This is a genomic window from Arenibacter certesii DSM 19833 (genome assembly GCF_000429545.1).
Classification (GTDB): domain Bacteria; phylum Bacteroidota; class Bacteroidia; order Flavobacteriales; family Flavobacteriaceae; genus Arenibacter; species Arenibacter certesii.
This window is the reverse complement of the sequence record NZ_AUCB01000004.1, coordinates 81,691-94,312: the sequence shown is the minus strand read 5'-3', so window position 1 is coordinate 94,312 and position 12,622 is coordinate 81,691. Positions and strand designations below refer to the sequence as shown.

The 12,622-nt window shown below is 38.5% G+C and carries 9 protein-coding genes and 1 riboswitch; of the genes, 1 reads left to right on the top strand and 8 read right to left on the bottom strand.

The genetic code is table 11. From position 1 onward, the window contains the following. Positions 1-1,275 carry a ribonucleotide-diphosphate reductase subunit beta gene (locus tag G466_RS0101425; RefSeq protein ID WP_026812033.1) on the bottom strand — a complete coding sequence of 425 codons (1,275 nt, stop codon included), beginning with the start codon at positions 1,273-1,275 and terminating at the stop codon, positions 1-3. A 546-nt stretch (positions 1,276-1,821) separates the two neighbouring features. Then, positions 1,822-2,006, bottom strand: a riboswitch (cobalamin riboswitch). 355 nt (positions 2,007-2,361) lie between these two features. Here G466_RS0101425 and G466_RS0101420 point away from each other — a divergent pair. Next, positions 2,362-2,805 carry a hypothetical protein gene (locus G466_RS0101420; protein ID WP_026812032.1) on the top strand — a complete coding sequence of 148 codons (444 nt, stop codon included), beginning with the start codon at positions 2,362-2,364 and terminating at the stop codon, positions 2,803-2,805. Between the two features lie 132 nt (positions 2,806-2,937). Here G466_RS0101420 and G466_RS21245 read toward each other — a convergent pair whose 3' ends face one another. The 7 genes from G466_RS21245 to G466_RS0101385 all read right to left on the bottom strand — a co-directional run bounded on the left by G466_RS21245 (position 2,938) and on the right by G466_RS0101385 (position 12,608). Continuing rightward, a complete protein-coding gene (locus G466_RS21245; RefSeq protein WP_051315486.1) occupies positions 2,938-3,810 on the bottom strand; it encodes an SdiA-regulated domain-containing protein in 873 nt (290 codons plus the stop codon). 221 nt (positions 3,811-4,031) lie between these two features. Continuing rightward, the gene (locus tag G466_RS21240) at positions 4,032-5,621 is read right to left on the bottom strand and encodes an FMN-binding glutamate synthase family protein (protein WP_034234366.1); all 1,590 of its coding nucleotides are present in this window, start codon (positions 5,619-5,621) and stop codon (positions 4,032-4,034) included. Positions 5,622-6,027: 406 nt separating this feature from the next. Next, on the bottom strand, positions 6,028-6,906 hold the full coding sequence (locus G466_RS0101405; protein ID WP_026812031.1) for an SMP-30/gluconolactonase/LRE family protein: 879 nt from the start codon (positions 6,904-6,906) through the stop codon (positions 6,028-6,030). A 21-nt stretch (positions 6,907-6,927) separates the two neighbouring features. Continuing rightward, positions 6,928-7,689 carry an SDR family NAD(P)-dependent oxidoreductase gene (locus G466_RS0101400; RefSeq protein WP_026812030.1) on the bottom strand — a complete coding sequence of 254 codons (762 nt, stop codon included), beginning with the start codon at positions 7,687-7,689 and terminating at the stop codon, positions 6,928-6,930. A 132-nt stretch (positions 7,690-7,821) separates the two neighbouring features. Then, the gene (locus G466_RS0101395) at positions 7,822-9,543 is read right to left on the bottom strand and encodes an IlvD/Edd family dehydratase (RefSeq protein ID WP_026812029.1); all 1,722 of its coding nucleotides are present in this window, start codon (positions 9,541-9,543) and stop codon (positions 7,822-7,824) included. A gap of 142 nt (positions 9,544-9,685) precedes the next feature. Further along, entirely contained in the window at positions 9,686-10,558 is an 873-nt protein-coding gene (locus G466_RS0101390; protein WP_026812028.1) for a phytanoyl-CoA dioxygenase family protein, read from the bottom strand. Between the two features lie 196 nt (positions 10,559-10,754). Beyond that, the gene (locus tag G466_RS0101385; RefSeq protein WP_026812027.1) at positions 10,755-12,608 is read right to left on the bottom strand and encodes a SusD/RagB family nutrient-binding outer membrane lipoprotein; all 1,854 of its coding nucleotides are present in this window, start codon (positions 12,606-12,608) and stop codon (positions 10,755-10,757) included. Between the last annotated feature and the right edge of the window lie 14 nt (positions 12,609-12,622).

Sequence of the window (12,622 nt, the reverse complement as noted above, 5' to 3'; positions counted from 1 at the left end):
TTAAAAAAGGTCATCACTGGTTATACTTTGGGTTCTTTTGCTATAATTTATAGATCTCTTTACGAAGAAATCTCCGTGTTTGGTGCCTATAATTTCATCATCAAACCACTCTGTCTCTGCTAAAAGGGTTTGATCTATTTCAAATATTTTATTAATCCCGATACTTTCTAGCGATCTATTAAATCGGTCCTTAATAAATTCGTTTACCACTTTTTTCGGTAAAAAATCTAATTCTCCTTCCTCAAAGATCCAATCTACAATCTTGCTCTCTGCCTCAAAAGACTCACTACACATGTGTTGAATCATTAGTTGGAAATCTTCATCGAACCAATCTGGGTTCTCAGCCTTAATGATTTTTATAATATCAATACCAAAATCCCCATGGATCTGCTCTTCTTTAGAAGTAGCTTCAACTACATTGGATATCCCTTTCAACATGTTTTTATGCTTATTGAAGGCCATGATAATTAGAAACTGGGAGAATAGCGAAACATGTTCTATAAACAGAGAAAAAAGTAAAACAGATTCGGCATATTCCTTATTATCCTCACTTTTTGCGTTTTTAAGTGCGGACTCGAGATACTGCACTCGCTTCATGATTGCAGGTTTCTTTTTTAGATTTTTAAACTCTTCGTTTAAACCTAAAATCTCTAGTAAATGTGAATATGCATCATGGTGCCGCACCTCACTTTCCGCAAATGTTGCCCCCACAGAACCAATTTCTGGCTTAGGCATCCTATGGTAAATATCACCCCAAAAGCTTTTCACAGCTACTTCTATCTGAGAAATTGCCAACATGGTGTTTTTTATTGCACTACGCTCTGTATCGGAAAGCAAGGCCTTAAAATCTTGAATATCACTTGTAAAATTAAATTCGCTATGGATCCAATAGGAATGCCTAATTGCCGGAACATATTCATAAAGATCCGGATATTCGTAGGGTTTTAAATTGATGCGCTTCTCAAATATATTGCTCTTACGCTTTTTTGCTTGTTCGTTCCTATATAGAATATACGCTTTGGCCACATCAAAGAAACCATTTTCCATTAGTTTCGTTTCAACAAGATCTTGCACCTCCTCAACTGTGGGTATATAATCCTTATCCTGCTCTTTTCGCTCTAAAAGAAAAGCATGTACTTTAGTGGTTATGCGTTCTGCATCTACAGCATCTCCATGCTTTACAGCTGTCATAGCTTTTAATGTGGCATTGCTAATCTTCTTTAAATCAAACGATTCTGTCGCAAAGCCTCTTTTTACAATTGAGGTAATTTCCATGTGTATTAAATATTTAAAAATCTAAAATCATGTTAGACTATAAAGGTCTCCCTTTATTGCTTACGTTTATATATTCTGTTATTTGATTGTCCACAGGGTTATCAACATCTTGAATTTAGTGGGTATATTATAAACGCTCACAACTGATGCGACTATAAATACGTCTTCTATCCTTGTTAAAAATGCATCTCTCCTACAAGAAGAATAGCTGACCTTTTGCATGAAACTCTTTAGGATCAGGCAAAACACCTTACTTTTTTTCCCTTAGAATGGACTTAATCCATTAATCTGATTTATTCTTTTTTTTTCAACTTTTACTACCAATTCGCGGATAGCAAAATTATTTTATAGCCGCTTCTTTTAACTATTTAAACTAAAATAACACTTCGTTAAAAGCTCTTTTTTCGGAACTTCGCAATAACTTTATTGGATAAGAAATTTGATGAAATAAGTGACGTTAGAAAAACAAAGGGCCACCTTCGTAATTATAAGATAGTAACCTTGTTAAATACGTTCCCATTCGACTAAAACTTCAATCGCGAAAGCATTGTCAATTCGGAATAGGCAGGTCTCCTGACTTGTAACAACTTTCATCGTCCTTCCCGCTAATGCAGTGGATTCTCTTGGATGAAAGCTTTTGGTGTATTACTTACAGTTGCGCGACAGTCCGTGATTTTCACACGATTCCCTATTACTTACAATTAAGTAAAACCTTTTCCGGTTGATGAAGAATATTAAGAACTTACAAGGGCCAAATGTAGGCATAAATTTTACAATAACTAAGCTCCTCGATTGAGTTAACCCAAATACTTTTTTAAAGAATTAGCTATAAATAATCCTTATAATCCTATAACTTCTTTAGAGTTAAACGTATATTTATAATACACCGCTAATTAACAAGGGATTAAAATTGCTTATAGAGCTGTGATTATATTTCCCTCCGTTTATCATAGCTAAATTAAAGCTATCAGGTTTTTAATTTAGAGGCTTTTCACTAGGCAATTATCTTTTTATCGGAACATTGGACCAAAGAAATACAAAACCCAAGTTCCATTCACTGTTCAATAGCACCTAACAACATAGATTATGGCACAAATAAATTCGGTTGAAATCAAAAATGTCCCTGAATATATAGATGTAGGCGATAATGAGAGCGACATTGACGTAGAGGTGAAAATCACCTTTCATAAAATTGATATTAAATTAGAAATGGCGTATATTTTGGATGTTATCATTTATGATATACATGGCCCATTAGATGTCCCTGTGGTCATGGCAAATTGGAAAGATACCAAAGTGATTCCTATAACTCAGGGTAGAAAAGATAAATATATGGGCTTCGCCAAATTGGAATTGACTGTCAGTAAGGAAATTGAGATATTAATTCTTCCTGTCACCCTAAAATTAGGGAAACTAACCGAAAATGATTCTCATATTCTACGACGCCTAGATGTCTTTGCCACTCTCACCCCAGCAGTGGGAAGGTGCTCCAAATGGTCCGCGGAGTTTGAGTCTTATTTATTGCATTAATGGTCATCCCTACATTGCTATCATTACAGAAGTTCTAGTACAAGCAGGATATTTAAAAGGAGTCTAACAATTGTTTAAAATTAAAGAGGTATCCGTAGAAAATGAACTATACTAATTTCATAGGTTTTCAACCTATTTTAAATCCACTTTATAAATCACTCCATAAGCCTTCTTTTTCCCTTCAGTAGCTATATAGAGCGCTCCATCATCACTAAAATCAATTCCCTCTGGCTGAGGAAATTGGCGACTATCCAATGGATAAACTCCTTTAATTTCGCCATTATCCTTCATAATCATTAATTTTGGTCTAGTCGCTTCCAAGATATATAGCTCACCAGTATCAGGATGTATAGCCATACCTGAAGGTCTAAAAGTTTTATATTTTTGTTTTTGAATAAAAGGGGTTAGCTTGTCATCATCCAAGTATATTTTCAAGATAGGATCCGAAGCAATATCATAAGTATCCAAGGAAAAAGCATAGATCCCTTTATAGTTTTCAGATTTCATGGAACGGTCTTTAGGCAGTAATAAAAGGCTATTGCGTTCCTTATCGAAAACTAACGTTTCCATATTGTTCTTAGTTGAGAAGAAGGTGTTGTGAACAAAAACATTAGGCAGGGGCTCTTTAAACTTCTTCACTTCAAATATAGTTCCATCACTACGAAGCACATAGGCATCTTCACCATGGACCGCCAAGCCCTCATAATCTCCGGGACCAGCAAATTTAACTTCATCCACTATTTTGCTCTTTTGCAGGTCATATATAAAAATAATTCCCTCCTCATCCTGCACGGCGGCAATTTTGTCATTACCCAACCATGAAATTGCCGATATCTCGCGCAATACAGAAGGTAGCTCCCATTTCTGCACAATTTCAAATGGAGTATTAGTTCTTGTAACGGCTGTTCCTTTTCCATTAAACCCCACAAATATTACCACTAGCCCCAAAAGCAATCCTACTACTGTCAATATTTTAATCGTACCTATTTTTAGATTCTTGCCCATAACCCCATCTTCGTATTAATTATTACCTAATAAACTCTCCTATTGGATTAAAATTAAGGATTAAAAAAGAAAAAACTAGATTGCAAATAAATTAATCTGAGGAAGGCAGATACTAAAAACCGAAAACTTCCATCCTAGCAGTAATGAACCTTGGATGGAAGCTTAAAGTTAATATAAGATGATGTTTATAGGCTACCGTTAATAGACAATCCTAACCAACATTATTTCATTATTCTCGTTAATTTATAGTACCTTTTATAGTGCTCTGGAATAGTGTCAATTTTCAATAAGGAACCTTCTTCCATATAAGGATATATCTCATCATACGTACGCACATTATACATACCTATTCTTTTACTTATATGCTCACGACTTAGCTCATAAGGGCCATCCAAACCGGCAGCTGCAACCAATTCCAAGAAACTATGAATTGTTGCTTCATGATAATTCCTTACTCTAGGTGCCTTATCTGCCACAACCAATCCCTTCTCCAAGGATTTATTCTGCGTGGCTACCCCTACGGGGCAAGTATTTGTATTACATTTCAAAGCTTGGATACAGCCAATAGACAACATCATCGCACGGGCACTATTACAACCATCGGCACCTAAAGCAATCGCACGCGCCATACTAAAGCCAGTAATTATCTTTCCTGCAACAATTACTTTTATCTCTTTCCTTAAGGCAAAACCTACTAAGGTATCGTGTACAAATACAAGACCTTCCCTCAACGGCATTCCCATACTATTGGAAAACTCAACCGGAGCGGCACCAGTCCCTCCTTCACCACCGTCTACCGTGATAAAGTCTGGAGTAATCCCAGTATAAACCATGGCCTCACAGAAATCCATAAACTCCTGTTTCCTGCCAATACACAGCTTAAATCCAATAGGCTTACCATCGGAAAGATCGCGTAATTTTTTAATAAAATGCATAAACTGAATGGGATCGGCAAACGCGCTATGCGCCGGTGGTGAATGTACAGCTACATGAGGTTGAATGTGCCTAATTCGGGCAATTTCCTCGGTGTTCTTCGCGGCTGGCAGAATACCTCCATGCCCAGGCTTAGCACCTTGGGATAGTTTTATCTCTATCATTTTCACCTGTGGCCGTAAAGCATTCTCCCTGAAAGTTTCCTCATTAAAAGTGCCATCATCATTTCTGCACCCAAAATACCCAGTACCTATCTGCCAAATGAGGTCTCCACCTGGCTCTAAATGATAATCACTTATACCACCCTCTCCTGTATTATGGGCGAAATTCCCCATTTTGGCACCTTGATTCAATGCTAGAATGGCATTTCTACTCAACGAACCAAAACTCATTGCAGAAATATTTAATAAGCTAGAAGAATAGGGTTGCAAGCAATCTTTACCCCCAATAATCAATCTTGGGAATTCCCCAATTTCCTTGGGATTATGCTTGGCATACATGGAATGTTCCATCCATTCATAACCCGAGTGATAGAGATCCATTTGGGTACCAAATGGTTCTGTATCATTTTGTTTTTTAGCCCTTCTATAGATTAACGACCTCAATATTCTATTTAAAGGTCTTCCTTCTGTATCTGTCTCCACGAAATATTGCATGATCTCGGGTCTTACGGACTCTAACATATATCGGAATCTACCAATAAGAGGGAAGTTTCTTCTAATGGTGTGCTTTTTCTGAAAAATATCATACACACCCATTAAAATCAACGGAACAAATAACAATAACGTCCATAGAATAGGGGGCCAGAAAAAAGCAGTACCAGCAATAATAGCAATTACGATCACTGAGATAACTATAAACAGTTCACGAACTTTCATAAATTTTATTTAAGAGTTATTTATTATTCATTTGAATACCGAATCTACTATTCTTCGGCACCTAATTCAATTTTGTTAGCCCACAATTCAGGGAATAACAATATCTATTAAAATCAGGCTCTTTCCACCTTTATCACCCTTTCAAACTATCTTTTTCAATCTTTATTAAGGAGGATTAAAAACCTATCGAATTATCAATCCCTTAATTTTTATATTCTAAAATTCTTCGAGATTATGACATCCTTGATTAGCCGCCAAAATTCTTACAAATATCACATCTTTTTTGATTTCCTAAGAATTTTTAACGCACTTTTATCCATTTAACTATAAAATACTGAACACCACCCAATTTCAATGATTGCAAACAACCTCTTTTTCTATATTTAATTAATTGATGTGTTTTCATCTAGCCCATAAACTTATTTGCAGCCACGCCTACATAGCCACAATTACGAATTACAAATAGGGAGCCAGCCAAGGGTTGTTGCATTAATTTCTCATTATTAAGCCCCTTCCTTGCAGAAGTAATATAAAGATCATTTAATTTCTCACCCCCAAAAGTACAGGAGGTAATATTGGAGACAGGAAGTTTAAAGGAGGTTAATTGTTTCCCTGTTTTAGGATTCCACCTAGTCACTTGCCATCCTCCCCAATGCGCTATCCAAAGCATTCCTTCACTATCGATCGTCATCCCGTCTGGAAAACCTGCTTCTTTTGGGATACGGATGATCGTTCTTTTGTCTGCAATGGCCCCTGTAGCCATTTCATAATTGTACTGCACCACTTCTAAAGTAGGGGTATCTATATAGTAGAATGCCTTCTCCTTTAGATCCCAAGCCAATCCATTAGAAATAGTAACATTGTTTTCCCTCTTTTCTATTGATCTATCTTTGTTTAGCACATACAGGCTACCTGAAGGTTTATCTTCGGAAAGTGGCATGGTTCCTGCCCAAAACCGTCCTGCTGGATCGCATTTCCCGTCATTAAATCTATTCTCAGGCAAGTGTTCTTCGGGATTTGCGATTACATTTAGTGTTCCTGTTTTCCGATCAATAAATACGAACCCGTTGTGTACAGCAGCCACATAATTCCCATCGGCAGTAACCGCCATGGCACCGATCATTTGGCCTACATTTATGGTGTTCATAGTTTTATTTTCAGTTGCCCATTCATGGATATGCCCATTCAAAATATCTACCCAACAGATAAGTCCTCTTGCCTCATCCCATATGGGGCCCTCACCAAGTTCGCTTATATGGTCACAAACAACCTCAACTGATTTCATGTTTTTTTATTTAAGAGTGATTTATTTCTGATAGGGTGATGGACTTAAAGAAGTCCAGCCTCCATCCACGATAAGAGTTTGACCCGTTATATGTTTGGCATTATCCGATACCAAAAATAAAACGGCCTGCGCTATATCGCTAACATTTGCCGCTCTACCCATAGGAGTTAATCCCTGCCAGGTTTCAGAATAGTTCTCTTCTTGTAAAGTCCTTTCTGTTAAGGTAGCTCCTGGAGCAACTGTATTGACATTTATATTATAGGGCGACAATTCGATCACCAGATTTTTCGCCAACATCTCCAAAGCTGCTTTACTCATCCCGTATGCGGCCAAATTCTTATGTGCTTGATGTCCCGTTACCGAAGACATAAATAGGATGGCACCTCCCTTTCCCTGCTCCTTCATTTGTTTTGCCGCCGCCTGAGCCAAGAAAAAACTCCCTCCCAAATTAACTTCCATCACCTTAAAAAAGGATTCCGGCGAATAGGTGAAAAAATCTCCAAAATGGGTAATTCCTGCATTTAGTATTACCACATCTAGTTTTCCATAGGTATTGACCGCCTTATCTACCATTTCTTGGATAATGCCCATATTACTAGAATCCCCTACCACCGCCGTACAGTTTCCATTTGAACCCAAAGAGAGAATAGCTTTTTCTGCCAATTCCCCATCAATATCGTTTATGATTACCTTAGCGCCATGCACTAACAATTGCTTGCTAATCTCCAATCCTATTCCCTGCCCTGCTCCTGTTACAATGGCTACCATTTCCTTAAAATCCATACCCTAATATTTTACTCACTAAGTGAGATATGAATGCTACAACGCTTGTCTGCCCGTTACTTTTGAGCCGGCGTGATTTATTGTCCGTATTTTTCGCACCTGCCCCATGGACCTGCCCTGAAGTAGTTGACTTTAATGGGAGTCCCGAGGCACCTCTGCTCCCGATTTACCTTTTAAAAAATCCATATCGGCCCCTAGATGTGCCTGTTCTACATGATTTATATACAAGTTAACATACCCTCTCTCCGTTAATGGCGGACTTAATGTCTTATTGCTTTTACGTAATGCCAGGTCCTCATCTGAAACTGCTAGATGAAGGCTACGTTCATATACATTAAGGGAAATGATATCACCATTCTGAATAACCGAAAAATTACCTCCCATAGCAGCTTCCGGAGAAACATGGAGGACTACGGTACCAAATCCAGTTCCACTCATACGTCCATCTGAAATACGCACCATATCCCTAATTCCTTTTTCCAGAAGTTTTTTGGGCAAACCCATATTACCAACTTCCGGCATTCCTGGATATCCTTTGGGTCCAACGTTTTTTAGCACCAAAATGCTACTTTCATCAACCTCCAGATTATCGGTATCTATTCTAGCCTTATAATCCTCAATATTTTCGAAAACGACGGCCTTTCCAGTATGCACCATTAAATGAGCACTGGCGGCAGATGGTTTTATAACTGCACCATTTTCGCAAAGGTTACCGTGTAAGATTGCCAAGCCTGTAGCACTATTAAACGGTCTATCTATACTACCAATTACCTCTCTGTTGTAATTCTCAGAACTTTCATAATTTTCTCTTACTGTTTTTCCGTTAACGGTAATACTGTCATTGTTTAAACTATTTTTAAGCTCTTTTAAAACCGCTGGCAGACCACCTGCATAGAAGAGGTCTTCCATAAAATGTTTCCCGGACGGCTGTAAATTCGCAAGTAGCGGAATATTCCTGGAGAGGCTATTAAAATCATCTAGTTTTAGGGGCACCCCTACCCTTCCTGCAATCGCTAGAAGGTGGATCACAAAATTTGTAGAGCCACCAATAGCTGCATTAACCTTAATCGCATTTTCAAAAGCTTTAATGGTTAAAATATCTGATGGTTTTAAATCGTCACTTACCATTTCTACAATCCTTCGTCCAGAGAGCTGTGCCAACACCTTTCTACGAGCATCTGCAGCAGGGATAGCCGCATTTTCTGGCAAGCTAAGACCAAGAGCCTCTACCATACAAGCCATAGAAGATGCAGTACCCATGACGGCGCAATGCCCATCGCTCCTACACATAGCTGCTTCAATGTTGCGCAGTTCAGAAGTTTCTAGCGTACCTTCTCTAACATCATCATGATATCTCCAAACATCGCTGGTCCCAATATTTCTCCCTCGGTATTTCCCTGTCAACATTGGTCCACCAGATACCACAATGGTAGGAATATCTACACTACATGCGCCCATAACCAATGAAGGGGTAGTTTTATCACATCCGCACAACAGTACAACGCCATCTAAAGGGTTTGCCCTTATACTCTCCTCCACATCCATGCTAGCCAAGTTTCTATATAACATGGCGGTGGGTTTCATTAGGGTTTCACCCAATGACATTACAGGAAATTCTACTGGAAAACCTCCTGCTTCCCATATTCCTTTTTTAACTGATTCGGCCAATTCCCTAAAATGACCATTACAGGGCGTCAGTTCGGACCAAGTATTGCATATTCCTATAATCGGTTTCCCATTAAACTCAGAATCCGGGATTCCCTGGTTTTTCATCCAAGCGCGATATATAAATCCATCCTTACCACTACGGCCAAACCAATCACTGCTTCGGAGTCTTGTCTTTCTATCTTTCATACCGTTAAAAATTATAACCCACCCTACCTCTCGGACTTACAACTGAGGGTCAACTAACATCTCTCCAAGATAACAAACTTTTTTTGTAAGAAAGGAGCATTTTATAAAATGCCTTAGGACTGCAGTATTTCTTTAGGAAGCACTATTTTAGTAAGGGAAAGAATTTTCCCTGCATTTTTTCTCCCTTGGGTATGGCAGGCACACCGTGTAGCAGTTCCTCATCGGTATTGCTTAAGGTACCGTCTGCAAAAACGTTGAGCACAAAGGCACGTCTACTTCTTTCGGATTTGTTGGCATAGGAGCCATGGACCATTAACGGGTGATGAAAAGTGGCATACCCTCTTTTTAATTCTATAGGTACAGGTTGAAAAGCTTTTTTTTGTGCTGGAGAAAGAAATTGTTTTAGTCCATCCATCTCGCCAGCCAGAGCAGGTTTTTTCAACAAGCCCCATTTATGGCTTTTAGGAATATAATGAAGACATCCATTACTTAGGTTCGCATCATCCAAAGCTGTCCAACACGTTAGGTGCTGCATGGCCACGGTTCTGGTCCAGTAAGAATAATCCTGATGCCATGCGACTACCCCACCATGCAGGGCAGGTTTACAAAAAAGTTGATCGTGCCAAAAACGAACTGCCTTGTTCTCCAAAAGTTGATGAGCGGCCATTACAAAAGCGGGATTCCATAATATATCATGGAACCCCTTCGAAATTCGCCAATGCCCTAAAGAATGGAACAAAACAGAATTGGGATCTTCGGATTCATTACTGTGAAACTCGTAGAACAGATGATGGGCAGGATTAGTAGGATCCATTACCTGATTCAACTCTTCCCGAAGCACATCCACTTGCCACTCGTCCAGCATTTTAATGCCCGACACATATCCAAATTCACGATAATGGGCAATCTGATCATCTGTTAACTTGTACTCTTCCCATTCATTGGCATTTTTAGGCCATTGAAAAAGGTCTGATACCAATTGATGATAATCTGCAAGATCTTTGAAAGTTGACATGGTTTTCGGGTATTATAATTTTAGACTCTCAATTACTATTTTACTGAACTTAAAGGATTAGATTAAACAATTTTCTCCATCTAAACATTTTTATTTTAGTGTTAATTTAAACAAATTATAGAGATAAGCAAATTGAAAAAATTTAAAAAGGCTGCCCCGAAAAGGACAGCCTTGTTTAAAACGTAATCATTAAAACTTAATTCTTCGGTCCTTCCCCATAATTAGGATTATTTTTATCGAACCAAAGTCTTTCGGCATTTAAAATATTTGGATCGTTGGTACCAGTCGTAAAGCCTTGATCTTCGATAGCTTTCTTTACATTCGCAAAATTAACATTGTCCTCTGTAGGAGCACCAATTTCAAAACGTCTTGGGACTGTTAATGGAGTCCCTGCTGAAAGTATGGGTTCCCATGCTAAAATTGAACTACCTAGCATTGGTACACCTGAACGCCTTACGGTGGTATAGGTGTCATTAGGAGTTATAGCGAAGTTTATATATTGTTGAATATATACCTTTTCTATACCGTTGGTAGAAAGATCGTAATCTGGCAGTGCCAACAAAGCAGCAATTTCATTAGCTTTTAATTTAGTTGACGCCATATCAGCCATGGCTTCATCTTGGTAAACCGGATCGTTTTCATAATAAAAAGTACCCGAATTTTTGGCAAGAATATCCATTCGCTGAATTGATAATTCAACACCGCGATTAAAATAATCTTGGGCACTTCCTGGAACATTAGCCCCTAATAATTTAAATTCTGCTAAATAGAGATTCGTCTCTGCTGAAGATCCTAGAATTACCTCAAGTGGAGGGTGGTTGCCTATCTGCTGTATGAACCTACCTCCCGGTCTTGTGGGATAGGTAAAATCGAATCCCGTCCGAGTATTTTTTTCAGCAAAAGAGGAAGTTGAAGTATAGTTCTTTTCCACTCCATTCAAGCTTATTCTATTTCTTGATGCCTGCTTAAAATAATCATCAAAGGCTCCGTCTTGCTGTTTATCTGGAGAAACTGGAGCACCATGATATCTTACCCATGGTTCTCCCGGGCCAGACCAACTTTCAAAGTTACCACTTCCATCAAATACAACGTATTGCTCTACGTAACTTGGAAGTGGTTTTCCGGCATCAATAAATGCTTGTACCACCTCGGCATTAAAGTCATTTTTATCAAATAAGAATCGCACCCGTGGATCCTTATTTTCCCTTAAAAAGTCTATAAGGTTTAAGCTCCCTGTACCAGGTTGAGTACCATTACCAGTTCCTCGGTAATTAATTCCTCTTTTATATATAAAATCCTCATCCAATGAATTCATAAAACCAGCAGGGGAATTAGCCACTTCTTGAACGATACCTAAAGCCCGGTTTCTATCCGCATTTATCAACCTTGCAGCAATCCGCAACTTTAATAGGTTACAGTATTTTGCCCATTTGCCATAGTCACCATTATAAATAATATCTTGTGATCCAAGGTTAAATTGATCAGCTGCAGTTAAATCTGCAATGGCACCATCCAATTCGCCTAGCCAAGTATCAAATAATATAGCTTGCTGATCGTATGACGGGGTAATTAATGGTGGCGTAGTATATGGCGCCAAACCTGCTTCTATATACACCATAGATCCAGTAAAATCTGTTTGTGTTAAAGCCGTTGCTATTTGGGCAGCATAGGTGATCCCTACAATAGCGCGCATAGTAGCTTTCTCCTCCTGAGGTAACGCGTCTACCTTAGCCCTAATATCTTTGGCATTCGGGATAATGCCATATACATTTTGAGAACCACCTTGAGCAGCCATTTCAACGAATGTTTCCGCATTACCAACTCCAGTACCTGTTATCTGGGTCCATGGGTATACATAATCAAAATTGGTGTAAAACCAATTAGTATAATCATTAGTATACATATTATTGATAACCTGAGCGGTAGAATATCTTAGATCCGGTTCAGATAGAGTAGATGGATCACTGTTCAATTCGGCAAATTCATCCTTATCGCATCCTGTGATGACAACTGCCAAAAGAATTAAAATAATTTTATATGCTTCTTTCATCTTTTTAGTTATTT